This window comes from Nodosilinea sp. LEGE 07298, from assembly GCF_015207265.1.
Taxonomy (GTDB): domain Bacteria; phylum Cyanobacteriota; class Cyanobacteriia; order Phormidesmidales; family Phormidesmidaceae; genus Nodosilinea.
In genome coordinates, this window is record NZ_JADEXE010000020.1 from 15,980 (window position 1) to 41,563 (window position 25,584).

Genomic DNA, 25,584 nt, shown 5'->3' on the forward strand with positions numbered 1-25,584 from the left:
AGGGAATGGACTATCGGTTATTATGGGAACGGTGGGCACTGCCCACCCTACGAAGACTGCCGATGGCATGGGGAACGATGGGCTGTGCCCACCCTAGGAAAACTCCACGAAGAATTTTTCGAACAAATTCACCACCAGGCGCTTGCGGTACTCGGCGCTGCCGCGCAGGTCGGTGAGAGGGGTAAAGGCCTCTTGCAGAATAGGCTTTGCGGATTGAATGGTCTCCATTGTCCAGGGTTGGCCAATTAGGAAGTCTTCGACTGCGATCGCCCTAGCTGGGGTCGCCGCCACCCCGCCGTAGCCCAACCGGGCGTGGAGAATTTGATTGCTGCTATCTACATCCACCACAAACGCTGCTGCGACAATGCTGATGTCGTCGGTACCGCGCTTGCCAATTTTGTAGGATTGCGCCAGCCGCCGCGCTGTCCCCGCTGTCGGTGCTTTAGGAATTTGGACGGAGACAATAACTTCGCCCGGTTGCAGCTCAGTCTGGCGGTAGCCCGTGAAGAAGTTTGCTAAAGGCAGCGTTCTTTCGCCCCCAGGCCCAGCCAGTTTCAAAATTGCATCCAGCGACAGCAGCACTGGGGGCAGATCGCCAATCGGGGAAGCGGTGCCGATGTTGCCGCCCAGGGTGGCCCGGTTGCGCACCTGGCGAGCGGCAAACCAGTGAATCATTTCATCCAGGCTGGGGAAAATGCCGTGCAGGTTAGCCTCGATGTGGCTGAGGGGCACCGCCGCGCCGATTTCGACGTAGTCCTCGGTTTGGTGAATTTGCTTGAGTTCTGCGATCGCCTCCAGCGAAATCAACACCGGATATTGCTGCCGGTGCCAGCTCATCTCCAGGCCCAGGTCCGTCGCCCCGGCAACTAGCGTAGCGTCGGGGTGCTGCAGCAACAGGTCAAGGACTTCAGAGAGTTGAGTGGGGCGGTAGAACCGCTCGCTGTGGCCGTTGTTTTGCGTGGTGTAGGCCAGGGGCAGCAGTTCTGTCGTGGCAGAGACCAGCTGTTCTGAGAATTGGTCCTGAATAGTGGCATCGGCCACCATCTGGGCGGCGCGGCGAATGGGGATGTAGCCCGTGCAGCGGCAGAGGTTGCCCTCGACCGAGAGGTCGTCGGGGGTGCCGTCGTAGTAGGCGGCAAACAGGCTCATGATGAAGCCGGGGGTGCAGTAGCCGCACTGGGAGCCGCCGGTTTCTACCATCGCGGCCTGCACAGGATGGAGATCGGCGGCGGTGACGGGTTCTTTCACCAGCGGGCTTTTGGGAATTTGGCAGTTGGTAATGCCGTCTGCGGTCAGCACCTGTCGCCCCGCCACCATCCCCAGGGGAATCAGGCAGCTGTTCACTGCCTGGTAGTGGGGCTGGCCATCGGCCCCCTCGCCAATTAGAGCCACGGTGCAGGCTCCGCAGTCGCCGTCGCCGCAGCCTTCTTTGGTACCGGCTCGCCCGCTCAGGCGCAGGTACTCCAGCAGGGTCATCGCGGGGGAGAAATCTTTTACGGAGACCGGCTCTCCATTAATCGCAAAACTGAGTTGAACGTCGAGTTGTTGAGTCACGGGCGATTTATATAGTGTCTAAAAGTGTGTACCCACGGGCCATGAGATTAGTGTTCAACTTAGCGGCATTTTGGTAAGCAAAATAACAAATTGACTAAATTTAATTTGAGCTTAGGGTGTTAGGTCCAGGGCTAGACTACGAAGTGTATGGCCAAGCGTAATGCGTGAAGATCTGATTGAAAAGCTGCTGTAGTTTGCCTAACGTAAGGAACCGCGAACCAGTACCCGCACGGTGCATTGACTCGCGTTTGCGGAGCCTTACCCCAGCCTTATGCACTCCACGTGGGTGCCAAAAATCAAGTCTGACAAACCACTAGCCAAACTGGACGGCTTGGGGGTTGAGCGCACATCCGTCTTCATGTCAGCCATACCCAAAACAGATGCGATCGCCCGAGCCAATCGGTCATGCTAGACGAAAGCGCTTTCTCTACACCACCATGACTCAATCTCCCTTGGCTGTACCTAGCCCCGCCGTCGCCCTGCTAGAGGCCCTGCACTTTTCAGCGACCAAGCACAGCGATCAGCGCCGCAAAGACAAAGAAGCCTCGCCCTACATCAACCACCCCATTCGGGTGGCGCAGCTTTTAGCCAGCGAGGGTGGCGTCACCGATCTGGTGATTCTACAGGCCGCCATTCTCCACGACACGGTCGAAGATACTGACACTACCCCCGAGGAGATAGAGCGCCACTTTGGCCCCGAGGTGCGGCACGTAGTGGAAGAAGTCACCGACGATAAAAACCTGCCCAAGGCCGAGCGCAAACAACTTCAGGTGGAGCACGCCCCCCACCTGTCGCCCCAGGCCAAGCAGCTTAAAATTGCCGATAAAACCGCCAATGTGCAAAACATGACCACCTCGCCCCCCGACGGCTGGTCGCTAGAGCGGAAGCGCGAGTATTTAGACTGGGCCGATCGCGTAGTGGCCGGGTGCCGGGGCTGCAACCCAGCCCTAGAAGCCGTTTACGACGAGGTCATAGCCCAGGGCCGCGAGGCGCTGGCAGCGGTAGCCGCGTAGGCTAGTCGATGTGCTGGTACAGCACCTGGGCCGCCGCCGCCAGGGTGGGGCCAAACACCAGCACCCCCTCCTCGTGCCCCGCCATGATTAAAATGCGGGTTTGCATCAGGTCTGAACAATCCAGCAGCCGGATCATTTCGTAGGCCATGGCCGGGGTGCCGTAGGGAACGCTGGCGGCGGTGGTGGGCAGCACACCCTGGCCCCGTTGCCACAGCGGGCGATTGTGAATGTGAATAATCGCCTGAATGGCGCTGCTGTAGTCGTACAGGGCCGCATGGGTCAGCGACTCAGAAGAGGCCTGAATAGGCCCGGTGCAGTGCAGGGTGTTGCGATCGATATCCCATGTGTCGACCAGGGTGTAGTGGTGGGGCGTGGTGTGGGCCAAGTGCCCGGTCTGGGTGCCCGACACGGCAAAGCTGTGGGTCGATCGCCTAAGGCTGATATTGCCGTAGCCAATGCCGTTGGGATAGAGACCAATGTGCTGAGCCTGATGCATGCGATCGCGCCACGCCATTAACTCGGTCAGCTCAGATTCCTCCAGCGGCGCACCGGGTGTCCAGTGGCTGACGTACTTGATGACACCTTCGTCGGGAGTCGTGGTCATAGCCCTTAGGCCGCCTCTGGAAACAGTCTCAGCAGCCCAGCTTCGGAGGCGGGGCAAATGCCCCGCTCGGTGATCAGTCCCGTGACCAGGCGGGCGGGGGTGACATCAAAGCCATAGTTGGCGGCGGGTGAGGATTCGGGACAAATCAGCACCGAGGTCATGCCATGGGGAGACAGCCCGTCCATATACTTCACTTCGTCCTGGCTGCGCTGCTCGATCGGAATCTCTTTCACCCCGTCGCGCAGGGTCCAGTCGAGGGTAGAGGAGGGCAGGGCCACGTAGAAGGGCACGCCGTTGTCGTGGGCGGCCAGGGCCTTGAGGTAGGTGCCAATTTTGTTGGCGACATCGCCCTGGCGGGTGGTGCGATCGGTGCCCACGATCGCCAGATCCACCAGGCCATGCTGCATCAGGTGGCCCCCGGCATTGTCTGGAATGACGGTGTGCGGTACCCCATGCTGCCCCAGTTCCCAGGCGGTGAGTTTGGCCCCCTGATTGCGGGGACGGGTTTCGTCGACCCAGACATGGACCGGAATGCCGCGATCGTGGGCGTGGTAGATGGGCGAAGTGGCCGTGCCCCAGTCGACACAGGCCAGCCAGCCCGCGTTGCAGTGGGTCAAAATATTGACGGGCTGACCAGTGCGGGCATAGATGTCTTCGATCAGCTTCACCCCGTGCAGGCCGATCTGGCGGCACTGTTCTTCGTCGGCATCGAGTATAGCTTCGGCGTTTTGGCGCAGGCGATCGATCGCCTCGGATGCCGTGGCCACCTCTCGCAGAGCATGGAGCTGGGAGGTCAGCGCCCAGTGCAGATTGACCGCTGTGGGCCGAGTCTGGCCCAGAGTTTGGGCCGCCTGGTGCAAAACGTCGCTAAAGTCTGGTTCAGAAACCGCGTTTAAGGCCGCCAGATACATGCCCATGGCGGCGGTGGCTCCAATCAGCGGGGCACCGCGCACCACCATATCTTTGATGGCGTAGGCCGCCTCATCCACCGAACTCAGGTCCATCCAGATGAGCTGGTGGGGCAGCTGGCGTTGGTCAATCACCTGCACAACGCGAGGATTGTCTGGGTGTAGACGAATGGTTCTGGTTGGCTCACCGTTAATTTTCACAGGCCTGTTCTAGCCCCCAAAATTCCACTCTTCATTATGACAGACCCCAACGGCAGGTATAGCCGTAGTCCCGCTGCCGTAGTCCTTAACAAAGTCCTCTGGCCCTCGGTCGGGCCTATTTTCACGGGGGCAAATGGGGGTGCGATCGCTCCCCTGCTGCTGTTCCGGCTCTTTTCAGGGCAAGGGCAAGCCTGCCAATATTAACTAACCTCTCTTTATTCCCATTTCGGTTCGCCTGCCGTCTGGAAATGCGGCCTAGCCGCGTGTAGCTAATCGAGCTGTGTAGCAACCACTACATTCCACGCTTTCCACAAGGAGACCCACCTATGACCCAAGCCATCAACAAGCCTGCCCAACCCACTACCGCAGCCCCATACAGAGCAGGGACGAGCTACTGGCCAGTCAAGACCCGCGAGCTGCACAGCCACCACTTCGACTCCACTATTTGGAACGACTTTGAGTTCCGCGATGACGACATCATCATTGCCACCTACGGCAAATCGGGCACTACCTGGATGCAGCAGATTGTGGCCCAGCTGATTTTTAACGGTCAGGAGGGGCTGAACGTGGGCGATATGTCGCCCTGGATGGATTTGCGCGTGCCGCCTGCACCGGAAAAATTGACCGCCGTTGAGGCCCAAACCCACCGTCGCTTTCTCAAGACTCACTTGCCGGTAGATGCTCTGGTCTTTTCCCCCCAGGCGAAATACATTTACATTGGCCGCGATGGCCGCGATGTGTTGTGGAGCCTCTACAACCACCACGCCAACGCCAATGCCATGTTCTACAACCTGGTGAATAATACCCCTGGCTTGGTGGGGCCACCCCTCGCGCCGCCCTCTGGCTCCGTGCGCGAGTACTTTCTCAACTGGCTCGAAAACGACGGCTACCCCTTCTGGTCGCTGTGGGAGAATATGCGCTCCTGGTGGGAGGTGCGTCATTTACCCAACGTGCTGATGGTGCACTACGCCCAGCTCAAGCAAGATCTGCCGGGACAAATGCGCCGCATCGCCGCGTTTCTTGAAACCCCGATCGCTGAGTCACAGTGGGAGTCGATCGTGGAGCACTGTACCTTTGACTACATGAAGCGCAATGCCGAGCAGGTCGCCCCCCTGGGCGGCCAAATTTTTGCAGGCGGTGCCCAGACCTTTATCAACAAAGGCACCAATGGCCGCTGGCGCGACATCCTCACCGACGCCGATAGTCGCTGCTACGAAGCCGTAGCCCAGGCCCAGCTAGGTGAAGAATGCGCTTACTGGCTGGCCAATGGTGACACCTGAGCTTTACTTCGTCACCAGCAGATCGCGCAGGGGCTTGGTCATCCAGTTGAGGCCGACGCGCACCTGGTGATTAAAGGTGGGCATACGGTAGAGGTAGGCCAGGCGGCGGGCTACGTAGGCCAGTTCACCATCGAGCTGAATGCCCAACCCGGTTAGGGTGGCGCGGCTGGTGCCCAGGGTCAGCATTTCGCCCATGTGGCGGTAGCGGAAGGGCAGCTGGGGGCGATCGCTCAAACTCGCCCAGATATTCCAGCCGACAAAGTCAGCCTGCTGGAGCGCCACCTGGGCGGTGGTGGGCACCTGCTGGCCCTCGGCGTCGCGGCAGTCGGCGGCATCGCCCAGGGCATAGACACCGGGGCGATCGACCGACTCCAGAGTGGGCTGCACAGCCACCTGCTGGCGATCGTTGTGCTTCAGAGGTAAATTTGCCATCACTTCATTGACACGGGTGCCCACCGTCCACAGCACCAGATCAACCGGCAAAATATCGGTCTGTTCCCGAAATGTCAGGCTAATGGTGTCGGCGGTCACGCTATCGACGGCGGTTTCGAGATCAACCCATACTCCTAGATCAGAGAGTACTTTTTGGGCCACTTCGCGGTTGTACTCGGGCGAGGTGCGGAGAATCATGTCGGTGCGCTCGATCAACCGCACCCGGCCGCGATCGCCCAAGTGTTCTGCCACTTTACAGGCCAGTTCGACGCCGCTGTAGCCGCCGCCTACCACCGCCACACGAATTTTCTCGGCGTCGGAGGCCTCCAGCAGGCGCAGGCGATCTTTGAGCTGGTAGGCGTCTTGCAGGGTGCGAAAGGCCAGGGCATGCTCGGTCACGCCGGGGGCCATATCCATCGGCGTGGTGCCGCCTAGGGCCAGCACCAGGCGATCGTAGGTGAGCGTAATTCCATCGCTGAGGCTGACGCGCTGCTGGTCAAGATCAATGGTGGCGACGTCTGCCTGACGAAACTGCACGGCGGTACCGGCCAGCAGCTCGACGTAGGGGGGGGCGACCTCCCAGGTTTGCAGCTCGTCGGTGACCATTTCGTAGAGCAGCGGCAGGAAAAGAAAGCGATCGTTGCAGTCAACCAGCGTAATTGTGGGTGGGCTGCCTTCCCACGGCAGCTGGTTCAGGCGCAAAGCCGTGTAGAGGCCACCAAAGCCACCGCCGAGAATACAAATTTGCTGGGGAGCGTCTGCCATGTCAAAAAGCTGTGATACCTCCTCTACCTTCTAACTCAAAATGGAAAGAGACATCCTGCTTTTCGGAGATTTCTTTTGGCTACAGCGTCAAACTCTACGGTACGGTCTCCTCGCCAAGAGCTGCTGGCTGGGGCACGAGACATCATTCCCCTGGTGGTTGGGGCCATACCCTTCGGCATTATTTTTGGCACCCTGGCCCAGGGCAGCGGCCTATCTTTTGGGGCTACGCTGGGCATGTCCGCCTTTGTGTTTGCGGGGTCATCGCAGTTTATTGCCCTGGGGCTGCTGGCGGCGGGCAGCACCCTGCCCCTGATCGTGCTCACCACGGTGGTCGTCAACCTGCGCCACATGCTCTACGCCGCCAGCCTGCTGCCCTACGTGCAAGGGGACTCCCAACGGTGGAAGGCGATCATTGGCTTCTTTTTAACCGATGAAGCCTTTGCGATCGCCATTCGCCGCTACCTACAGCCCGACCTCAGCCCCCACAAGCACTGGTACTACCTGGGCGCAGGCGGGGCCATGTACGGCAACTGGGTGCTCTGCACTTGGCTGGGGCTAACGGTGGGGCAGCTGATCCCCAATGCGGCGGCTTGGGGGCTCGATTTTGCTATGGTGGCCACATTCATCGGTATGATCGTGCCCTACGCGACGACAAGGCCGATGGTGGGGGCGATCGCCGTTGCCGGACTGGTGGCTGTTTTAGCCAATGGGCTGCCGCACAAATTGGGGTTGATGGTGGCCGCGATCGCGGGGGTCGCCGCCGGTTTCTGGCTCGAAACTCGGGTATTCAAGAGTGAGGAGGTGGGGAGATAAATGCTTTTCAACCGGCGCTGTGCAGACTGGTTTTGCGCAGATTTGCTTTAAAGGTCGCGCCCTCTGGCAGCAGAGGACGTTTGTTGAAAGCGCTGTAGGGCAGCACCCGCAGAATTTCTGACATGGTGGTGAGACCGGTGGTCACTTTGGCGATCGCTGCTTTGCGGAAGGATTCTAGCCCGCACTTGTGCAGGTAGCGATGAAGCTGAGTCAGGGTGCCTTCGTAGATGATTTGGCGAACGGTATCATCGACATTGAGCAGCTCAACCACGGCTTCTCGGCCAGAGTAGCCTGAGCCAAAGCATTTCAGGCAGCCTTTCCCCATCCGCCACTGGCTGGCATTGGCCTGGTCGTAGGAAATGCCCAGCATTTTGAGGTCGTGGGCGCTGGGCTCGTGGGGCACGGCGCAGTGGGGGCAGACCTTGCGCACCAGGCGCTGAGCCACAATACCCAGCAGGGCATCGCTAATCAAGCTGGGGTCGGGGCCAATGTCTTTGAGGCGAGGAATGGCGCTGACCGCGTCATTGGTGTGCAGGGTGGTCAACACCAAGTGGCCGGTGAGGGCCGCTCGCACGGCAGTTTCAGCGGTTTCGTGGTCGCGCACTTCACCCACCATAATGATGTCCGGGTCCTGGCGCAGAATGGCCCGCATTCCCGCCGCGAAGGTCATACCCGCCGCCTCATGCACCTGGGTTTGGGTAATGCGGGGCAGAATGTACTCGACCGGGTCTTCCACCGTCACCACGTTGACCTGCTCGGTGGCCACCCGCTGCAAGCTGGTGTAGAGAGTGCTGGTTTTGCCTGACCCAGTGGGGCCGGTAAAAATAATCATGCCCTGGGGCTGGCGCAGCCAGTTCTCGTAAATTTCGAGGGCGGGCGGGGTAAAGCCCAGCTCTTTGATGTTGGTAAAGGGGTTTTCCTGGGGCAGCAGCCGAATGACGGCTTTTTCGCCGTTGATGCAGGGCAGCGTGCTCACCCGCATATCCAGTTCGACATCGAGGTCTGAATTTTTTGAGTAGCGATCGCCAATCCGAGCATCCTGAGGCACCCGGCTTTCGGCAATATTCATTTTGCACATCACCTTGAGGGCCACAATCACCCGGCGGCTAATGTCGGGGGGTAGCGTAGTAATGTCGTGCAAAATGCCGTCAATGCGGTAACGTACCAGCAGCCCTTCGCGAATCGGCTCAAGGTGAATATCGCTGGCCCGATTGCGCAGCGCCCCAGAGATAATGGTTTTGATGCGGCTAATTTGATCGACGGCCTTAGACAGAAACAGCTCGGTAATTTCGCCAATATCTTCTGATTCCATCTCGCCCGTGAGCGGATTTATCACTTGCTCGGCGTCAATTTTATTGGTGTCGAGCCGCTGCAAACGAAACCAGGCGTGATAGCTTTTGGCGCTGATATTGGTAACGCAAATTTCAGTTGAGGTGCGATCGCTCAATTGATCAATCTGCTCCGCCGATAAGGGCGCTGGGCTGCCCAAATAGTAGCGGTTGCGCCACAGCAGCAGCGGCAGAATCGGCGGCAGAGACGGTTGATCTTGGCAGGCTCGAAAAAAGCGATCGCTCACTTCGCGATCGAGCAGTGCCAGATTCACCTGCCCCTGTGCATCGACTAGTAGCGCCAAAGCTTGTTCTAAATCGAGTTTTTTGTGCCGGAGCTGCTGCCATACCGAGCCTGCTGTTGTCATGGTCTAACCTCACTCAAAAATATGTGCTGCCTGCCGCCCTAGAGCAAATTTTGGGGGCGACTGTCTGGGAATAACTTTTCTGCAACGAATACTTCGCAATAGTTTTGCGAACAAAATTTAGGCTTAGTTGCCAAAGGCAGGCCGACTTGCCACCGGACAAGGGTTGCCGTTGCTGTCTAAGAAGTAGCAGGGTTGAGGATTTTGGACGACCGCTTGACCAGGGGCTGCATCCGACGAGCTACCGCACAGCGATGACAGGTCGCGCACCTGGCCATCGGTCATGACCATATAGCAAAAGAAAGACACGGGTTCAGCCCGGCGTGGCGCTGCGGCTGGGTCGGCTATGGCGGGCGAGACGAAGGCGATCGCCAGGGGGAGAGTCATGATCCAGCGAAAGAACTTTGGCATGGTGTGCATCCTGTAATCAAAAAATAGTCAAATCGGTGCAATCGGGAAGCCAACATGTGGAGTGCCAACGCTGGCGCTGCGACGTTGGCCAGGTCAGAGCAGCTGCAAAATCGATCGGGTCGAAATGCCCAGACCAATCACGGTGATGCCCACAGCGCTGATCAGCGGTAGCCACTGAAACGCCTGCCAACGAGGCATGGGCACCTGCTTAAACACCCGTTTGGCCGACACCATCAGCAGACCCAACCCTGCTAAAACGCTGGCCAGCCCCAGGCTAAACGCCACCACCAGCAGCAACCCCGAAATCGGATTGCCAAAGGCGATCGCCCCCAGCAGCAGCACCAGGGCCGCCGGGCAGGGCACCAGCCCCGCCGACAGACCCAGCAGCAGCAGACTGCGCCAGGTGGTAGTGCCATCGGTTACGGGCAAGTGGCTATGGGAGTGCCCGCCGTGGTGGTGGTGAGCAGAATTGTGGGTGTGGGAATGGTGATGATCGGAGTCGTGATCAGAGTGAGCGGAGGCATGGGCATGATGCCCGTGGGAATGGTGAGGGTGGTGGTGGCCGTGGGTCGAGTGGTTGTGGGCGTGAGATTTTTTGTGGGCGTGAGCGTGAGCTAGTTCACCGGGAGAGTGGGCGCTAGCATGGGCCGCTTCGCTAGGGACGTGAGTATGGGCGCTGTGATGGCTAGAGCGCTGCCGCTGCGATCGCTGGGCAACTAGGTTAGCGCCAATGCAGACAATCATGCCGCCTGAGATCAGGCCTAACCACGGATAAATTTGCTCGGGCAGCACATAGCGGGCGGCGGCCAGAGTAATCAACCCCAGGGCAAACACGCCGAGGGTGTGAGTCACGGTAGTCATCAGGGCCAAAAACAGGGCGTGGCGGGAGGTGGCCCGTTCACCCACCAAATAGGCCCCTACCAAAGTTTTGCCATGCCCCGGCGACAGCGAGTGCACCGCCCCCCACAAAAATGCGCCAATCAGCGTGATAAACCAGGCTCTACTGCCCAGGGCGGCTGCGTCTGGCGATGTCACGGTGAAGGTGGGGTCTTTAGGCGTGAAGACGTGGTTGATGACCTGCCCGTTTTGGGCAATGGTGGCCAGACAGCTCGCCTCGGGCGCATCGGCAGGGAAAAAGGTGTAGGCGATCGCTAGCCCCGACGGTGGCTCGGCCCAGGAGTACAACAGCTGTAGTGTCGTGTGGCTACTCGGGGCAATCCTGGCGTTGGTAGAAACGCTGTCTACGGCGGGCAGGATCGTCAGCCGGGGCGATTGATTGCGGCTATCTTTGAGGGCGATCGCGGGCTCAAGCTGCTGCGTTAGCGCCTGCCGATGGCGCAGGAGTTCCGCCGTCGAGAGTCGTCCGCTGCCGTCGTCATCGGCAAAGGCCGTTAATCCGGTGGGGTAAGTCAGGGTAATGCGCGTTTCCGTCTCTGCCAGCCCAATTTCAGCGGTGGCCAAATCGCCCCAGTGGGCGGCGGCGGGCGGGGCGATCGCCAGCCCAATTACGATGCAGGTCACGGCGACCAGAAAACCTAAAACACTGTAGCGGCGTAAACAATAGCGGCGTAACTGCTGGGTCATGGTAAAAGCCTCTCATTCTGCCTGACGAGTCCTAACCGTTGCCGGGTTTGAGGGTTAAACGCAGGGTTAATTTCTGCCACCTGGCGAAAAAACTGTTCCGCCTGGGCGGAGTGGCCCAGGGCCAGCTCAATCTCGCCCGCTCGGTAGGCCATCCCGGCGCTGTGGATGCCCGAGTCTAGCGCCTCTCGCATCACCTGTTGTGCCGCCGATAGCTGACCTGCCTCCTGCAGCGCCCAGGCCAGTAAATGGAGGGTCTTGGCATCGCGGCGGTTGGTAGCTTCGGTTTCCATCAGCGTTACCGCCTCCGCTATGTCTGCCGGGTCACCCCGTTCCAGCAGCAGGTGGGCCAAATCGCGTCGATGCCCCAGGGCATTACTGTCGATGCTGCGGCGCAGCTCAGTTTCGGCCACAGTCCAGGCTGCGGTTTCTGATCGGCCCCGCAGGGCTTCAATGCGGGCCAGGCCGTGGAGCGCGATCGCCCCCCCGACGGCCCGGTAGTGGTGTTTGGCCGTGCGATAGTGGCCCTCAACCGTAGCCAGCTCGGCCATTTGAAGATGCGCTAGCGGATAGTCAGGGACGATTTGCAGCGCTTCGTGGTAAAGGGCTTGAGCGGTTTTGTCGTCGCCCCGCTGGGCGTAGAACCGGCCCAAAAACACGCGGGTTTGGGCCGAACCGGCAGTGTTAGCAGGTTCTTCGGCGGCGATCGCCGCCTTAAAATCCGCCAGGGCCAGCTCGTCGCGCCCCTGGGCCTCGTGGGTCAGCGCCCGCAACGTCAGGCTCCCCAAGGATGGATACTGCTCGGCGAGTGCGTTAGCTAGGTTGGCGGCATCGTCGAGCTGTCCCAGCGCCAGCTGAGAGGTAATCACCAGCCCCAAGGCATCAGGGCTGCCAACGCTTTCAGCGAGACTAACAGCGGTCTCAAAGTCGTGCTGAGCCTCAGCGATCTTGGCCAGGGCCAGGGTCGCCCCAGAATTCTCAAAGGGCATCTTGGCTAGCGACTGCTGAGCCGCTTTTTCGGCCAGCAGGTACCAGCTGTCGTTGCGAGTGGCGCGAGCCATCTGAATGTAGAGATTAGCCAGCGCCGCCTGATCGAGTCCATCGGCCGGGTTTTGCTGAATTCGACCTTGGTAGAACGAAATCGACTGCTCTAGAGTGTGCTGATTTTGGCTGGACACAGAACCCGAAAACGGGTAGTTGTAAAGGCTCTGGTGCCACAAGCCCGACCAATACTGCCGATCGGGTTGCGTCAAGGCGACTGCCCCTAGCGATAGCAAACCCACGGTTAGCAGCCGAACCGGATACCCTCGCCCCAAGGGAGACGTAATTGATCTGATAGTTATCATTGCGATCGCATCCTCGCATCCTGTACTGACCAGACTTTGCTTGAGATTCGGGCGGCAGCCGCATAAGCGACAAGCACGCCGCCCGAATCCCAGGATTTGGCCCTTTTGCGCTTAGAGAAATGGTCTGAAGCCGCTATGGGCCAGCGCTAGAGAAGCGCTAGTTGGCCGGTGCCAGGTAGGGAAACGACGGCACTAGGGGATCATGACCCTGAGCCGGGTTACCGGGCGTTCCCACATAGGACACGTTGTCGGTGGTAATGCCACCATTGGTGAGCACAGAGAGCGTAATGTCGACAACGTCATCCATCAGCAGGCGTCCAGCAATGGGGCTGCCTTTAGCGTTCAGGGCGTTGGCATAACCGCTAGGAACGGTCGTGTCAATTCGCATGACATCGGGCAAAAACGCCTGGAGCAGAGCATCGGCCCTGGCCTCGTTATTGCCGATCGCCAGCAGAGTTTGTTTGGCCTCGCCGATGATGGGGGCCGCCGCGCTGGCCGCCGGTTCTCGCCCCGCCAGGGCCGCCGCCTCAAAGGCGGGGTCAACGCTGTTGAGGGTGTTCAAGAAATCGTTGGTGACAATCAAGCCCTCATTCACGGCTGGACGGGCCAGTCGCTCGACCTGGTTAAGTTTCTGGCTCCCCGGCAGCGACACCGTCATCCACACATCAAAGGTGGTGGCGTCTTCTGAGCCCTGCAATAGCCCAATGGGCAGCTGAACGGCGATCGCATTGACGTTGTAGCCCTGGGCAAAGTCCACCGCTTGATCGGGTTCACGAAACCCAACCGCAGGCCCTTTACCCAAAGCCCCTGCCCGCACCCGAAAGAACTGCTCCACATCAAAGAAGAATGGATCTTCGCGCAGTCCCGCAAAAACTTGAACGGTGGAGCCGTCGACGCTACCCGTATTCAAGATCGGAGTCTCTCTGAGCGCGGTGGTTTGGCCTTCAATTACGTCACTGCTGCCGTCTTTGGTCACGGTGAGGGTATAGTCTTGGCGGTTATCGCTGTCCGGCGGGCCAAACTCAAACTCCAAAACAACATCCGATATCCCGTCCGGTGTAGCATCGTTGTTGGTAACGCGAGAAATGTTGAACTTGTACGCCGCTCGGGTGCTGAAATAATACTGTTGCCCCGCTAGAGAACGAGGATTCGTATTCATAACTAAAACTAGATTGTTCGACGAAGCACTGGGGTTTTGATCCACTTCTCGAAACACGTACAAATCGGTCAGGTTCAGGTTGCGCCCTTTAATTTCTGACTCACCGTCGTCGTGGTCAGACGCGTTGACAAACAAAGCACCTGCGCCCAGGGTGGCCGCTAGCCCCAGCCCTAATCCCGTGGCATAGAGGGCTTTTTTGAACGTTTGATTGATAGTCTTCATGGTAGGTATAGCCCTTGATTGTTGGTAGAAAATACGGAACTTCAGCCCTGGTATCGCAGCGGCTTCAGCAGCTTAGATTCCAAGGCTTGTTAAGCCAATAAAGAGATAGATAAAAGACGTGGTTTGGGCGATCGCCTAGGTAATCCCGGCAATCTCAGGGGTGAGCGTTACGACCAGGTCGTTAAAGTCAAAATCCCCGGCATCTTCAAAGAGCCATGTGTTCCCCTCGCGCTTAATGCGCGTTTGGCCTAGGGCAGCATCGCCGACTGTCGCGAGGTTTTGCAAACTGCCGTCGATCAACAATGCCGGTGCATAGTAGGTGCCGCCGAGGAGGCTCACAGTCACATCGATACTTTGGTTGTTACCAACCATTAAGGTGATGTCGTCAATCAAATTGGCGGCGGCAGCGGCCTCATAGCCGCTATCTCCCGGCAGCAGGCCATCTACCTGTCCCAGCGCATCGGTTTCATAAAAAGACAGCACGTTGTCAAAAACGGCTTCCCGCGAGAGCCGTCGGATCACGTTGACCGCCACGTTGCCGTCAAAGCCAGTCAGGTCAAACAGTTCGGGCAAGGGATCAACCTCCGCCATCGGGGGCGCAGCCGTCAATCCCTGGAACACAATCTCGCTGCCGTCTGCGATCGCACCCAGACTGGTCGCCACTCCAGACTCCAGGTTGAGGCTGTACAACATTGCGTTAGACACCGCAAACGCCGTGTTGTCGCCTGCCGAGGTCGACACAATCTCGAACCCGCCCAGGGTATCCAGGTCAAACCCCAGCATTCCCACCGTCTGCAAGGTGCCATCGTTGGGCGGGCTTTGCAGCAGCAAGCTATCGAGGGCGCTGTCGAGGTCATACAGCTGGGTCGATGTAGTGCCCGCAAAGGAGTTGGTGTAGGCCGCCCCAGTCACGCTGGGATTTACGCCCGCATTGACATCATCACCAGAGAAGGCGAGGTCTCCATCGACAATCACCGCACCCGTATCCACATTGATGCGAAAGTCCTGGTCATTCTCTCCCACCAGGCGCAGTCGATCCGCCACCGGGTTGAAGTCAAACCCTGATACAGCACCGCCCTCAAAGGGCTGAGACAGCGTGCTCACCAGGGTTGCCTCAGCGCTCTCCTCACCGAGGGCAATGGTGTATATCTGGTTGGTTGTGGTCAGGCCATAGATCAAGCCGTTAGCCGGACGCACGTCAATACCGAGCAGCGTGCCCTCGACTCCAGAAACCGACAGTGTTTTGGTTTGGGCCAAATTACTGGTGGAAAACGCCACGATCTGATTGGCGTCGGTCAGACCCAGCAGATCGAAGTCCATTGGCGGCGCAACAGGCTGGATGGTTTGAGCCCCCGTCAGGGCGATCGTGTAGGTTCCGCCCGATGCGCTCTCACCAGCAAACCCGACTAGCGGCGAACCGCCACCCGGTCCGGTAGGCAGCAAAACGCCATCAAAAGAGCTGTCGGGAAAGATCTCCCCACCCGTGCTGATCGAGTCATAGTCAAAACCAGAAATAGCCAGGTAATAAATGCCTGGCTCAAGCAGCCCCGCCATCGAGGGCAGGGTGGCCTGGGCTGAGCCAAACAAATCATCATTGCCATAGACACCGTTGCCAGCAGCATCAAACAAAAAGAGCTGCGGGTCTTGCAGCAGACTGGTAGGAATACCCAGCGTATTGTCGATGGGCAGGCCGAGCAGCGTGGCTGGATTCAGCGTGGTCGCTGAAAACGGCTGCTCGCCAGAAATAAACAGTTGAAAGAGATCAGCATCTCCAGCGAGGGTTCCAGAGATGGCTGTTAACGGCTGTGCTAAGTCAGCGACAATGGGGATGGCCCCATCGAGCCGCTCTCCAGTGTCATCAACTTCGACAAAGGAAAAGTCAGAAGCGGGGGTATTGGAATCGGAGGGGGGCATGTTAAAAACTCCTATGCTTGGTGCTTGAATCAAGCAACCAGCTGTTTAAGGTTTTCATGCCTATTACGCCTGAGTTTGTGAAGCAGATTTAAATCAGGACAGCTTTATCAAAGCTTTACATCGATTGGGGAACTGGTTATGAATGACTGGCTTTTGGTAGCCTGTATGGCCCTGGTGACGTTTTCAATTCGCTACGTGCTGCTGGCCTTCAGCGGTCGCATTCAGCTATCGCCGACCCTGGTGCGGGCCTTGGGCTACGTGCCCCCAGTGGTACTGACCGCGATCGTAGTGCCTGCGGTCGTGCTGCCCGATGGCGAAACCCTATGGCTGGGGTGGCAAAATGCGCGGCTGGTGGGGGCGATCGCCTGCGTCATCCTCGCCCTTTGGCGCAAGAACCTGCTGCTCACCATCGCGGGTGGCATGGTCGTATTTTGGGGCTGGGGCTGGCTGGTTAGCTAACCATCAAAACCGCTGGTGTATCGACTGGACAATACAAGGATGTAGCTGTCTGAGGAGATTATGCAGCGGGTTCTGGCTTTAGCCGATGAAACCTAGCCTCAGGTCTGGCCACCGCCGTTCAGGCAGCCGTTTCGGCTCATTTCTCCCCAGAAATTCAGCCTTTCTGTAGACGACACCACCATTACCCACTGCCTAAAGTAGATGGAGAAAACGATAGGTAAAGGTAGAGAAATTACTATGGCGTGGCAGTTTAAGGTCCCAACTCTAGGCGATCAACAGTCGGAGCAAGAGCTTAAGAAACTCATTCTTACCTCTGAACCCGACGCCAATATTGACATTAATTCTCAGGCCAAAACCATCACTATCAGCTCTAGGGCCTCCGAAGAAACCTTCAAAGAACTGATTGTGGCCGCTGGTCACAATATTGCCCCCGCTTAACAACGGCTTGGGATGGAAGGATAACCTGCCTAAGGGCCTACCGTCATAGCTCTGCGCTACTCTAGAGGGCGTTGGCCTTGGGGCCAAACTTAACGCTCGCCTTCTTGCTTGAGTATATGGCTACCTCCATCCCAAATTCAGGCATCCCAGACTCGGGGCCTTTGCCCCCCGGTAGTTTTGGCCTACCCGTGGTGGGTGAAACCCTCAGCTTCTTGTTCGATCGCGAGTTTGCCCGCAAGCGCCAGGCCAAGTACGGTGCCATCTTCAAAACGCGCCTGCTGGGTCGCCCCACGGTGGTAATGATGGGGCCAGAGGCCAACCAGTTTGTGCTGTCGAGCCACATGGACTGTTTCTCCTGGCGAGAGGGCTGGCCTGGTACCTTTAAGGAACTTTTGGGCGAATCACTCTTTTTGCAGGAGGGCGAAGAGCACCGCCGCAACCGCAAGCTGCTCATGCCCGCCTTTCACGGCCCCGCCCTGGTTGGCTATGTAGACACGATGCAGTCTCTCACCGATCGCTACGCCCAGCGGTGGGAGAACCTGGGCCAGTTCACCTGGTTCGATGAGATCAAGCGGCTCACCTTTGACATTGCCAGCACCCTGCTGCTCGGCAGCGAACCAGGCGAGCAGAGCGCCCAGATGTCACAGTGGTTTGCCGATTTGACCAATGGCTTGTTTTCACCGCCCATTCGCTGGGGCTGGACGCCCTTTGGCAAAGCGATTAAAGCGCGCGATCGCCTGCTAGACCACATTGAGCAGGTGGTTAAAGAGCGCCAGGCCCGCCCCACCCACGATGCCCTGGGCCTGCTGGTGCAGAGCGAAGACGAAGACGGCAACCGCCTCAGCTTAGAAGAAATCAAGGCCCAGGCCCTGCTGATGCTGTTCGCGGGGCATGAAACGACGACCTCTATGCTGACCTCGCTGGTTATGTCGCTGGCGCAGCACCCCGATGTCTGGGAGCGGGCGCGGCAGGAGCAGGTGGCGTTAATGGCCGGAAGCGACGCGATCCGTCCCGGAGTCGCCCTAGAGCAAATTCGGCAGATGCCCTACCTCGACCAGGTGGTCAAAGAGGTGGAGCGGCTATACCCGCCCGTGGCCGGGGGCTTTCGCGGCGTAGTTAAGTCCTTTGAGTTCAACGGCTACCGCGTGCCCGAGGGCTGGATGGCGCTGTACAGAATTGATGCGGCCCACCGCGATCGCCGCATCTACACCAACCCCGAAACCTTCGACCCCGATCGCTTTGGCCCCGAGCGAGCCGAGCACAAGCGCTACGACTTTAGCCTGGTGGGCTTTGGCGGCGGCCCCCGCGTGTGCCTGGGTCTGGCCTTTGCCCAGCTCGAAATCAAGCTGGTGGCCGCCCACCTGCTACGCCACTACACCTGGGAACTGGTGCCCGATCAAGACCTCACCATGACCCCCATTCCGACCCTCAGGCCTAAGTCGGGCCTCAACGTGGTTTTTAAAAAGCGCGATCGGGCGGCAAACATTAGGACTACCTAGCTCAGCGAAATGGTGTTGTAACAAAGCCGAATCACATAACCCCGATTCCAAACCGGCGACTTGCGCAGGGGCAAACAACCGTTTGCCCAGCCCAACCGTGGTTAGCCAAGGCGAATTCAGTATTAACGCTTAGTGATGTAGCGTTGGTCAGAACTATCCCTAGAACCAAAGGCTGAACCATGGCGCGATCGCTGCTGTTTTTTGTGCTGGCTGGCCTGTGTGAAATTGGCGGCGGCTACCTGGTCTGGCTGGCACTACGAGAAGGCAAAAGCCCCTGGCTGGCGGTGCTGGGTGTGGCAATTTTGGGCATCTACGGGGCCGTACCTACGCTGCAACCCACCCATTTTGGCCGCGCCTATGCAGCCTATGGCGGAATTTTCATTGTGCTGTCGATCGCCTGGGGCTGGCTGGTTGACCAGGTCAAACCCGATCGCTTCGACTGGCTCGGCGGCTGGGTGGTTTTGCTGGGTGTTCTGATCATGATGTATGCCCCCAGACGCTAGAGAACCCATACAGTATCGCTAAAACCCCAGATGTGCAGCCGCAGCGACCATAGCCCCCCATCACTTCCTGGACAGAACAGAGGTTTAAACCGATGATCGCCCACTCCTTTCTGTCGGGTCTAGGGCGGCGGAACGTCCCTGGTCGACGGGGGACCGGGGCCAGCGAAATGGCCCCGGCGGCAAATCGGGCTTTCACCAGCGGCTTTGGCCTGCGCAACTTGCTCTTGCTAAAGCAGCAATACTGTACCGATGCTCTAGGACGCTTTGAGCGATTGCCCCCGCCAGGTCCAGCCCCAGCCGGTCTTGGTTTTGATAATGGAAGTAAGGGCGATCGCCACCACAATCAGGCCGCCCACGCTGCTCAGCCACCAGTAGCGCAGGGGCACTCCCACCTGGCGGTAGCTCAGCCACCGCAGCAGCCCGTAGGCCACCAGCGTCAGCGCCGTCAACCCATAGAGCATCGCTACAGGCCAGGAAAATTCGGGACTGAGCAGGAGCGCGGTAAGGCTGGCCAGCAGCCCCACCCAGGGCATCACAAACACCATGGCAATGGTGAAGGCAGACAGCAGCGTCAGCGGCAAATTTTCTTCGGTGCCCAGGTAGTAGTTTTTTGTCCACCCCTCCCACAGGGTGCCAAACGATGAATACATCCGCACCCCCAGCAGGTCAATGCCCAGCACGTAGCGCAGCGCCAAATTCTGCCGCCGGATCTGGCGGGCCAGCTCCACATCTTCCACAATTACGTCGTGAATGGCGGCGTGGCCACCAATTTGGTCGTAGGCGGCGCGCCGAAACAGCATAAATGGCCCAGCGGCAAAGGCATCGTCTACTGCCGTCGAGTCGTTGATAGCCTGAAAGTCGTAGGCGATCGCGCTCGCGCTCATCATAATCGGCTGCACCAGCCACTCGGCGAAGCAGCCACACTCAATTTTGGGGCCACAGCTCAGCAGATCGGCCTGGTGGGTTTGAGCCTCGCTCAGGGCAGCGGCGATCGCTCCCGCCGACAGCCGCACATCGGCATCAATAAACAGCAGGTAGTCGCCCTTGGTAAACTGCGCGGCGTGGGCACAGGCCCAGTTTTTGCCGTGCCAGACTTCCCCTGTTGGGCGCGGCGGCACCGTCAGGTGGTGAACGTTGGCGTGCTGCGCAGCGAGTTCGGCAGCCAGTTGCCCAGTGGCATCGCTCGATTGGTCGTCGGCAATCCAGACCTCAAAACGCTTAGCCCCTGGCAGGGCGGTCGTCAGCACCGCTGCCACACAGGCGCGAATGTTCTCAGCCTCGTTATAGGCCGGAATAATCACATCAATAGACGATTCTGGTGGTGCAGTATCAGCTGGTTCTAATCGAGGAGCCGCTTTCAGCGACTGGGTCAGCTTCCAGGTAAAGGCCGCGATCGCCACCAGCGCAATACCAAGCAACCCGTCCAGTGCAAACGTTATCGTGTCCAACATGGCCTATTCCCGCCGTCATTCAGTAGCAATCTACTACGGTTGAACCGAGTTGGGGGCGAGGCCGTCCGGCAAGACACCGTTCCATTGCGCTCACCGCTGCACAATCGCTCTGGCCGCGCTTGAGCAGTTTGCGGCACAGTAGGGCGCGATCGCTAAAGGTGGGCTGCTTGCTGCTTGAGCAGGGTGTTGTCCTCTCGCTTGGGTATGGTTCACGTCCTGGTTAGTCGCGCTTTTACCGGAACCTTTAGACTCAGCTCAGCTCTTCGCAACTCTCGCTACAATAAAAGCCACACAGAATTCACGGATCGCTTGCGCTATGAAACGGTTGCTTGTTGCTTTGGTCATGTGTTTGGCTCTGGTGGGGTTTCCGGCCCAGGCAAGCGCACACCAGGTTGAAACGTTTTACACTCTCGACAATCAGCTTGAGTTTCAGTCGAGGTTTAGTTCTGGAGAGCCGTTTGTGGGCGCAACGGTCAGTATTTACGCCCCCAACAGCTCCGACGAGCCCTGGATGACCACCACCACCGACAGTGAGGGGCGATTTGCCTTTGTGCCCGACGAGTCGATACCGGGCGACTGGGAAGTGGCGATCGAAGATGACACCCGCAGCCACGCCGACTACTGGACCGTGCCCGTGGGCGACAAGGGCATTATCTACGACGGCATTAGCCTCGACTCGACCGAAGATGTACACTACCGCGCTGCCGCTGCCTTCATGCCGCTGATGATTTCTATCGGTGGAGCGCTAGCCTGGCTAGGGTTTACCCGTCGCCGTCGCTAAACAATCCTTCAAGTGCAGCGGTTAACGGCTGCCCTCGACCTGCCTGGCCTGCTGCTAGGGATGCCGAGGGCAGAACTTTTGGGTGATTGAAACCACACTGATGCCTGGTTAGGCAATGTATTAGTAACTTTCATCGAGACCGGGTTTCTGCTGGAGGTGCAGCGCCTCGTTGCTGTGTAGAAGTGCGGTTTTCGATGGTACTATGCGCCATAAATCAACACTCGTTTTGCAGAAATCAATATAAAGCTCTCAGCGTAGCTAGCAAGCAAAACTGAGCATGATATGATTGTTAAGGAATTATAAGCGTCCTCATGGGCCAGTCTTTGCTCCATTAAGCTGTTTGCGGCGGTTATCTGAGTTGTTGAGTTGATTCGGCTTGCTGATATCTCGATTTTGCAATCAAGCTTAGGCTCTGTTCGGTTCCCTTCGGGGTGAACAGATTTTTTTTGGGCAGCTATAGTCCAGCCCCGACGTTCGCACCTTAACTTTTCTGGAGACTATTCCTTGACTGCAATTTTTGAGCCTTCCGCTAAAGCCGCGGATGTGAATCCGTATGGCGACCTGACTCTAAAGCAGGTTATTCAAACTATTCCTAAGGCATATTTTCAAAAAGATTCCCGCAAAGCGTGGACTGCAGTGCTGCTCAGCGTAGGTACGGTAGCCCTAGGTTACGTTGCGATCGCCCTCTCGCCCTGGTTTTTACTGCCGGTGGCCTGGTTTGTGACGGGCACGGCACTTACCGGCTTTTTTGTGATTGGCCACGACTGCGGCCATCGCTCCTTTGCCAACCGCCGCTGGGTCAACAACTGGCTGGGGCACATCATGTTTCTGCCGCTAATTTACCCCTTCCACAGCTGGCGGCTGCTGCACGACATTCACCACCGCCACACCAACAACATGGAGATCGACAACGCCTGGGCCCCGTGGAGTCAGGAAGAATATTCTGGCGCTGGTGGCTTTTTGCAGGTGGTTTACCAGAGCATGCGGGGCTGGCTGTGGTGGCTGGCATCGGTGGCTCACTGGGGAGCGCTGCACTTTGACCTGCGCAATTTTGAACCCCGCGACCATGCCAAGGTCAAGCGCTCAATTGCAGCAGTAGTGATCTTTGCGGCGATATTCTTCCCCACACTGTTTTACTTTGCTGGCCCCTGGGGCGTGGTCAAGTACTGGCTGATGCCCTGGCTGGGCTACCACTTCTGGATGAGCACCTTCACCCTGGTGCACCACACCATTCCTGAAATTCAGTTCCACTACGACGACACCTGGAATGAAGCCGAGGCCCAGCTCTCTGGCACGCTCCACTGTGACTATCCCAAGTGGATTGAAGTGCTGTGCCACGATATCAACGTCCATGTTCCCCACCATATCTCAGTGGGTATACCGTCCTACAACCTGCGGCCTGCCTACGCAGCGCTCAAAGCCAACTGGGCACCGCTAATGAAAGAGACCCGGTTCTCCCTCGATCTGATGCGGACAATTACAGGGCGCTGTCATATCTATCACCCTGAGCAGGCTTACCAAACCTTCCGAGATTTGGGCCGCTAAAGCATCGCCTAAATGTCTCGTCAGGGGCGATTTAGCCCCCGCCACCGGCCCAGGTTTTCTGGGCCGGTTTTGTCTTTGGTAAGGACAATTGGTAAACTGCGACACGTTACTTCGCAACTGGCCCTTGCCATCGCCACAATCGTGAGTAGCATTAGGAGTCTTGCCAGCTTTAGACCCCGAACGCTACTCCGCTCTTCACACCGCTACACCAATCGCTATGGCCCTGCTGTCTCGTCCACTGAATACGTTACTCACGACCGCTGCCGTGGTGCTGGCGGGGCTGGCTGCCGCCCCTATAGCTAGGGCACAGCAGTTTGAACAACAGCCCATTGACCCCAGCCTAACCGTGGCGATCGCTACTCCCGTGCGCGATGGGGCCTTCTACAACCTGATGATTTTGGAGCAAGTTCCCAACCAGCGGCAGTGCTGGCAGGAGCAAAACCCAGGGAACGGGCCGGTGGCCATTGACCCACTGCTGCTCAATTTTGACTTTACCGGAGCCTGCGATCGCAAGACCGATAGCAACGGCTACTCAGTGCGTGTCAACGGCCAAGACCTGGGCGTGCACTACCGTCTGGAGGTGTCGGCTCGGCAGAATGACCTGGTGCTGTTTGCCAGGCCAACCCGCGATCGCTCGGCCCCGCCCATCGAAATTGGCCGCACCAATGGCCGCACCAATGGTTTCCTGAAGATTCAGCTCAACCCCGGCTGGCAGATGGCCCGCCGCACCTACAACGGCCAGCCCGTTGGCCACATCTACCTCACTCACGACGCCCCGCTGGATGTGCGGCTGGCCACCGGGGCTGCTCCACCCCTGTCGCAGGGCGCACCAGCCCCAGCACTTCCCACCGTACCCAGCACGCCCATTGCCCAAACGCCGCCATCCAGCGGCACCACGCCCACGGGCAACCACTTCCGCGTCATCGTGCCGATTACCAACAACAACACGCTGCAACAGGTGCGCGCCGTCGAGCCCGAAGCCTTTCGCGCCACCGTCGATGGTCAGTCGGTTGTGCAGGTGGGTTTGTTTCGCGATCGCCAGCGAGCCGATGAGATCTACAACGCTCTGGTTGCCGCCAGTCTACCCGCCAAGATTATCAGCGCCTCGGCCCCAGCGGTGGCCTCTACTCCGGTGATTCCACCCATTCCCCAGGGGTCGATCGTGGTGGTGATTGACCCCGGCCACGGCGGTCGCGACCCCGGTGCCGTAGGCATTGGCGGTATGCAAGAAAAGCAGATCAATACCGCCGTATCTAATCGGGTGCAGCAGCAGCTCCAGGCCGCTGGCATTACCGTGCTAATGACCCGCAGCAGCGATGTCTTTGTGGATCTCGATGCCCGCGCCCAGTACGCCAACCGGGCCGGGGCCAACCTGTTTGTCAGCATTCACGCCAATGCCATCAGCATGAGCCGTCCCGAGGTCAACGGTCTAGAGACCTACTACTTCTCCAGCGGCGAGCGGCTGGCCCGCAGCATTCACAGCGCGGTGCTGCAAAATGTGAGTATGCGCGATCGCGGCGTCCGCCAGGCCCGCTTTTATGTGCTGCGCTATACCACCATGCCCTCGGTGCTGGTCGAAACCGGCTTTGTCACCGGGGCCGAAGATGCCGCCCGCTTTCGTGACCCCGCCGCCGTCAACCGCATCGCCGACGGTATCGCCCGAGGTATTTTGAACTATCTAGGTCGGTAAATGAAGGCGGGGACGGTTAGAGAGACGAGAAAGGTGGGGGGAGATAGACCTAATGTAGGTAGTTTCAAAGGGGAAGTTTAGCAATTCGATTGACCCACTCCTCAGCATTGGATACGGCCCAAATCAGCAGCAATTCTTCGATCGCTGTTTCAAACGATAGCTTTCTAGAAACGATGATGACACCAGAACTTTGCTGACTAGCGATAAATGCAGCAAACTCCAGGGGCATTGTCCTGCGATCGTGGCTAACAAGAATCCGCCCCTGCCGTGCCGAGAGGCGTAAGACCTCTGCGTCAATAATTCCATCCAACCCAGCAGCAGAGGCGCTTTGAAAATTCACCGCAGGCTCTCGCCGCAGCACCCCGGTCACAATCGCTTGATTCAAATCGGCATCTGCTTGGTAGCGAACGGTCAAGAATTTACCTGCTGCTGCGAGGCTTTAGCCGCTAGGAGCTTGTCGTACAAACCAGGGGCAGAAACTTGTAGAGGTTGGGGCATGGCATCGAAAGCAGCTTGCTCTGCCGCCAGGTAAGCGTCAACCTCAGCACGATTGGCCAAATAAAAGGTAATCACCCCATACACTTGCTCTAAAGTCAGTAGTGGAAATGACTGCACAATGCTTTCGGGTGCCAGGCCATCACGGAAGGCATAGACAACAGAATCTATGGAGATTCGAGTGCCCTCGACCCAATAAGCTTCGTTGCGATACTCGACGTAAGATTTGGCCGTAACGACTGGCATGGCTTATTGAACTTCACTTATGGTTTAAGTGTAACCGGGCTACTCAGTCATGGGCTTATCGGGGTGCTCTGCGCCAGCCCGCCGCGATCGCCTCCGCCTCGGTGCAAAACCACCGCTCTCCCTTGTCGAGATGGATCTCTGTTCCCTCATAATCTTCCATGCCGGGAACGTGGTAGAGCTTGTTGCCGCTTGAAATTGAAATATTGCCTTTGACCACACAGGTAGATTCTGCGATCGTCTCAATAGGGGAAGGCGAAGTTGTGGCAGTGGGCTGCGTAGTGGGCGAGGGCGGACTACTCGTAGCAGGCGGCGAAGGCGGAGGCGTAGTGGTGGGCTGTGCAGTAGGTGAGGGCAAACTACTTGTAGCAGGCGGCGAGGGTGGAGTCGTAGTAGTGGGCTGCGCAGTGGGTAAGGGAACAGACGACAGAAAGAAGGTTCTGTGCACAAACGGCACGGCGAACAGTGCGACAGTAGTAAGGCCTAAAATACCCACCACAGCTTCAAGCCAGATGTCTTGTATTGATTGACGCCTAGCTATCCGAGGGCGGGGCGTTGTTGGGATAGATTTAGCTGTCCGAGGG

General features: G+C 58.3%; 24 protein-coding genes. 10 read left to right on the plus strand and 14 right to left on the minus strand.

All coding sequences use genetic code 11. The annotated features are described in order from the left end of the window. Nucleotides 1-93: 93 nt before the first annotated feature. Nucleotides 94-1,554: a xanthine dehydrogenase small subunit gene (xdhA, locus tag IQ273_RS04685; RefSeq protein ID WP_194022012.1), complete on the minus strand. Its 1,461-nt coding sequence runs from the start codon at nucleotides 1,552-1,554 to the stop codon at nucleotides 94-96. A 437-nt stretch (nucleotides 1,555-1,991) separates the two neighbouring features. Between xdhA and IQ273_RS04690 the strand changes: the two genes are divergently transcribed. Beyond that, entirely contained in the window at nucleotides 1,992-2,567 is a 576-nt protein-coding gene (locus IQ273_RS04690; RefSeq protein WP_194022013.1) for an HD domain-containing protein, read from the plus strand. 1 nt (nucleotide 2,568) lies between these two features. Here IQ273_RS04690 and IQ273_RS04695 read toward each other — a convergent pair whose 3' ends face one another. Both IQ273_RS04695 and mtnA read right to left on the minus strand, forming a co-directional pair. Next, nucleotides 2,569-3,171 carry a class II aldolase/adducin family protein gene (locus IQ273_RS04695; RefSeq protein WP_194022014.1) on the minus strand — a complete coding sequence of 201 codons (603 nt, stop codon included), beginning with the start codon at nucleotides 3,169-3,171 and terminating at the stop codon, nucleotides 2,569-2,571. A 5-nt stretch (nucleotides 3,172-3,176) separates the two neighbouring features. Then, nucleotides 3,177-4,280 carry an S-methyl-5-thioribose-1-phosphate isomerase gene (mtnA, locus tag IQ273_RS04700; RefSeq protein WP_194022015.1) on the minus strand — a complete coding sequence of 368 codons (1,104 nt, stop codon included), beginning with the start codon at nucleotides 4,278-4,280 and terminating at the stop codon, nucleotides 3,177-3,179. Nucleotides 4,281-4,606: 326 nt separating this feature from the next. Between mtnA and IQ273_RS04705 the strand changes: the two genes are divergently transcribed. Next, on the plus strand, nucleotides 4,607-5,560 hold the full coding sequence (locus IQ273_RS04705; RefSeq protein WP_194022016.1) for a sulfotransferase domain-containing protein: 954 nt from the start codon (nucleotides 4,607-4,609) through the stop codon (nucleotides 5,558-5,560). Nucleotides 5,561-5,563: 3 nt separating this feature from the next. Here the strand turns inward: IQ273_RS04705 and IQ273_RS04710 are convergent, their stop codons facing one another. Continuing rightward, complete coding sequence (locus IQ273_RS04710; protein ID WP_194022017.1) at nucleotides 5,564-6,757, minus strand: NAD(P)/FAD-dependent oxidoreductase; 1,194 nt, start codon at nucleotides 6,755-6,757, stop codon at nucleotides 5,564-5,566. 75 nt (nucleotides 6,758-6,832) lie between these two features. Here IQ273_RS04710 and IQ273_RS04715 point away from each other — a divergent pair, with 75 nt between their 5' ends. Further along, nucleotides 6,833-7,570 carry an AzlC family ABC transporter permease gene (locus IQ273_RS04715; RefSeq protein WP_194022018.1) on the plus strand — a complete coding sequence of 246 codons (738 nt, stop codon included), beginning with the start codon at nucleotides 6,833-6,835 and terminating at the stop codon, nucleotides 7,568-7,570. Between the two features lie 7 nt (nucleotides 7,571-7,577). On the opposite strand, the gene IQ273_RS04720 is transcribed toward IQ273_RS04715, so the two are convergent. The 6 genes from IQ273_RS04720 to IQ273_RS04745 all read right to left on the minus strand — a co-directional run bounded on the left by IQ273_RS04720 (nucleotide 7,578) and on the right by IQ273_RS04745 (nucleotide 15,896). Beyond that, on the minus strand, nucleotides 7,578-9,266 hold the full coding sequence (locus IQ273_RS04720) for a GspE/PulE family protein (RefSeq protein WP_194022019.1): 1,689 nt from the start codon (nucleotides 9,264-9,266) through the stop codon (nucleotides 7,578-7,580). Nucleotides 9,267-9,389: 123 nt separating this feature from the next. Then, nucleotides 9,390-9,674: a hypothetical protein gene (locus tag IQ273_RS04725; protein ID WP_194022020.1), complete on the minus strand. Its 285-nt coding sequence runs from the start codon at nucleotides 9,672-9,674 to the stop codon at nucleotides 9,390-9,392. A 93-nt stretch (nucleotides 9,675-9,767) separates the two neighbouring features. Then, nucleotides 9,768-11,258 (minus strand): nickel/cobalt transporter, encoded by a 1,491-nt coding sequence (locus tag IQ273_RS04730; protein WP_194022021.1) that lies wholly within the window; start codon nucleotides 11,256-11,258, stop codon nucleotides 9,768-9,770. Then, nucleotides 11,255-12,508, minus strand: coding sequence for a lipopolysaccharide assembly protein LapB (locus IQ273_RS04735; RefSeq protein ID WP_194022022.1), 1,254 nt, complete (start codon nucleotides 12,506-12,508; stop codon nucleotides 11,255-11,257). The genes IQ273_RS04730 and IQ273_RS04735 overlap by 4 nt, the downstream gene beginning before the upstream one ends. A gap of 250 nt (nucleotides 12,509-12,758) precedes the next feature. Then, nucleotides 12,759-13,982 carry a DUF4331 domain-containing protein gene (locus tag IQ273_RS04740; RefSeq protein WP_194022023.1) on the minus strand — a complete coding sequence of 408 codons (1,224 nt, stop codon included), beginning with the start codon at nucleotides 13,980-13,982 and terminating at the stop codon, nucleotides 12,759-12,761. Nucleotides 13,983-14,117: 135 nt separating this feature from the next. Then, nucleotides 14,118-15,896, minus strand: coding sequence for a DUF4394 domain-containing protein (locus tag IQ273_RS04745; RefSeq protein ID WP_228052340.1), 1,779 nt, complete (start codon nucleotides 15,894-15,896; stop codon nucleotides 14,118-14,120). A gap of 138 nt (nucleotides 15,897-16,034) precedes the next feature. Here IQ273_RS04745 and IQ273_RS04750 point away from each other — a divergent pair, with 138 nt between their 5' ends. The 4 genes from IQ273_RS04750 (at nucleotide 16,035) to IQ273_RS04765 (ending at nucleotide 18,795) form a co-directional block, all read left to right on the plus strand. Continuing rightward, the gene (locus IQ273_RS04750; protein WP_194022024.1) at nucleotides 16,035-16,355 is read left to right on the plus strand and encodes an AzlD domain-containing protein; all 321 of its coding nucleotides are present in this window, start codon (nucleotides 16,035-16,037) and stop codon (nucleotides 16,353-16,355) included. A 237-nt stretch (nucleotides 16,356-16,592) separates the two neighbouring features. Beyond that, nucleotides 16,593-16,793: a heavy metal transport/detoxification protein gene (locus IQ273_RS04755; protein WP_194022025.1), complete on the plus strand. Its 201-nt coding sequence runs from the start codon at nucleotides 16,593-16,595 to the stop codon at nucleotides 16,791-16,793. A 116-nt stretch (nucleotides 16,794-16,909) separates the two neighbouring features. Beyond that, on the plus strand, nucleotides 16,910-18,292 hold the full coding sequence (locus tag IQ273_RS04760) for a cytochrome P450 (RefSeq protein WP_194022026.1): 1,383 nt from the start codon (nucleotides 16,910-16,912) through the stop codon (nucleotides 18,290-18,292). Between the two features lie 179 nt (nucleotides 18,293-18,471). Continuing rightward, nucleotides 18,472-18,795, plus strand: a complete 324-nt coding sequence (locus IQ273_RS04765) for a YnfA family protein (RefSeq protein ID WP_194022027.1) — start codon at nucleotides 18,472-18,474, stop codon at nucleotides 18,793-18,795. Between the two features lie 254 nt (nucleotides 18,796-19,049). Here the strand turns inward: IQ273_RS04765 and IQ273_RS04770 are convergent, their stop codons facing one another. After that, nucleotides 19,050-20,246, minus strand: a complete 1,197-nt coding sequence (locus tag IQ273_RS04770) for a glycosyltransferase family 2 protein (protein ID WP_194022028.1) — start codon at nucleotides 20,244-20,246, stop codon at nucleotides 19,050-19,052. 316 nt (nucleotides 20,247-20,562) lie between these two features. On the opposite strand from IQ273_RS04770, the gene IQ273_RS04775 reads away from it, so the two are divergent. From IQ273_RS04775 to IQ273_RS04785, 3 genes are all read left to right on the plus strand, one after another. Continuing rightward, the gene (locus IQ273_RS04775) at nucleotides 20,563-21,027 is read left to right on the plus strand and encodes a carboxypeptidase-like regulatory domain-containing protein (protein ID WP_194022029.1); all 465 of its coding nucleotides are present in this window, start codon (nucleotides 20,563-20,565) and stop codon (nucleotides 21,025-21,027) included. Nucleotides 21,028-21,531: 504 nt separating this feature from the next. Continuing rightward, the gene (locus IQ273_RS04780) at nucleotides 21,532-22,572 is read left to right on the plus strand and encodes a fatty acid desaturase (protein ID WP_194022030.1); all 1,041 of its coding nucleotides are present in this window, start codon (nucleotides 21,532-21,534) and stop codon (nucleotides 22,570-22,572) included. A gap of 160 nt (nucleotides 22,573-22,732) precedes the next feature. Continuing rightward, a complete protein-coding gene (locus tag IQ273_RS04785; RefSeq protein WP_228052342.1) occupies nucleotides 22,733-24,262 on the plus strand; it encodes a DUF3747 domain-containing protein in 1,530 nt (509 codons plus the stop codon). A 64-nt stretch (nucleotides 24,263-24,326) separates the two neighbouring features. Here IQ273_RS04785 and IQ273_RS04790 read toward each other — a convergent pair whose 3' ends face one another. From IQ273_RS04790 to IQ273_RS33510, 3 genes are read right to left on the minus strand one after another with little or no spacing between them, the layout of a single operon-like run. Beyond that, nucleotides 24,327-24,677: a DUF5615 family PIN-like protein gene (locus IQ273_RS04790; protein ID WP_194022031.1), complete on the minus strand. Its 351-nt coding sequence runs from the start codon at nucleotides 24,675-24,677 to the stop codon at nucleotides 24,327-24,329. Next, complete coding sequence (locus IQ273_RS04795; protein WP_194022032.1) at nucleotides 24,674-25,003, minus strand: DUF433 domain-containing protein; 330 nt, start codon at nucleotides 25,001-25,003, stop codon at nucleotides 24,674-24,676. Before IQ273_RS04795 ends, IQ273_RS04790 begins: the two co-directional genes overlap by 4 nt. A gap of 55 nt (nucleotides 25,004-25,058) precedes the next feature. Continuing rightward, complete coding sequence (locus IQ273_RS33510) at nucleotides 25,059-25,565, minus strand: hypothetical protein (RefSeq protein WP_397197062.1); 507 nt, start codon at nucleotides 25,563-25,565, stop codon at nucleotides 25,059-25,061. Nucleotides 25,566-25,584 lie beyond the last annotated feature (19 nt).

Coding starts and splice junctions, on each gene's coding strand:
- IQ273_RS04690 (WP_194022013.1), top strand. CDS start 1,992: ATGACTCAATCTCCCTTGGCTGTACCTAGCCCCGCCGTCGCCCTGCTA.
- IQ273_RS04695 (WP_194022014.1), bottom strand. CDS start 3,171: ATGACCACGACTCCCGACGAAGGTGTCATCAAGTACGTCAGCCACTGG.
- IQ273_RS04705 (WP_194022016.1), top strand. CDS start 4,607: ATGACCCAAGCCATCAACAAGCCTGCCCAACCCACTACCGCAGCCCCA.
- IQ273_RS04710 (WP_194022017.1), bottom strand. CDS start 6,757: ATGGCAGACGCTCCCCAGCAAATTTGTATTCTCGGCGGTGGCTTTGGT.
- IQ273_RS04720 (WP_194022019.1), bottom strand. CDS start 9,266: ATGACAACAGCAGGCTCGGTATGGCAGCAGCTCCGGCACAAAAAACTC.
- IQ273_RS04725 (WP_194022020.1), bottom strand. CDS start 9,674: ATGCCAAAGTTCTTTCGCTGGATCATGACTCTCCCCCTGGCGATCGCC.
- IQ273_RS04730 (WP_194022021.1), bottom strand. CDS start 11,258: ATGACCCAGCAGTTACGCCGCTATTGTTTACGCCGCTACAGTGTTTTA.
- IQ273_RS04740 (WP_194022023.1), bottom strand. CDS start 13,982: ATGAAGACTATCAATCAAACGTTCAAAAAAGCCCTCTATGCCACGGGA.
- IQ273_RS04745 (WP_228052340.1), bottom strand. CDS start 15,896: ATGCCCCCCTCCGATTCCAATACCCCCGCTTCTGACTTTTCCTTTGTC.
- IQ273_RS04750 (WP_194022024.1), top strand. CDS start 16,035: ATGAATGACTGGCTTTTGGTAGCCTGTATGGCCCTGGTGACGTTTTCA.
- IQ273_RS04755 (WP_194022025.1), top strand. CDS start 16,593: ATGGCGTGGCAGTTTAAGGTCCCAACTCTAGGCGATCAACAGTCGGAG.
- IQ273_RS04760 (WP_194022026.1), top strand. CDS start 16,910: ATGGCTACCTCCATCCCAAATTCAGGCATCCCAGACTCGGGGCCTTTG.
- IQ273_RS04765 (WP_194022027.1), top strand. CDS start 18,472: ATGGCGCGATCGCTGCTGTTTTTTGTGCTGGCTGGCCTGTGTGAAATT.
- IQ273_RS04770 (WP_194022028.1), bottom strand. CDS start 20,246: ATGTTGGACACGATAACGTTTGCACTGGACGGGTTGCTTGGTATTGCG.
- IQ273_RS04775 (WP_194022029.1), top strand. CDS start 20,563: ATGAAACGGTTGCTTGTTGCTTTGGTCATGTGTTTGGCTCTGGTGGGG.
- IQ273_RS04795 (WP_194022032.1), bottom strand. CDS start 25,003: ATGCCAGTCGTTACGGCCAAATCTTACGTCGAGTATCGCAACGAAGCT.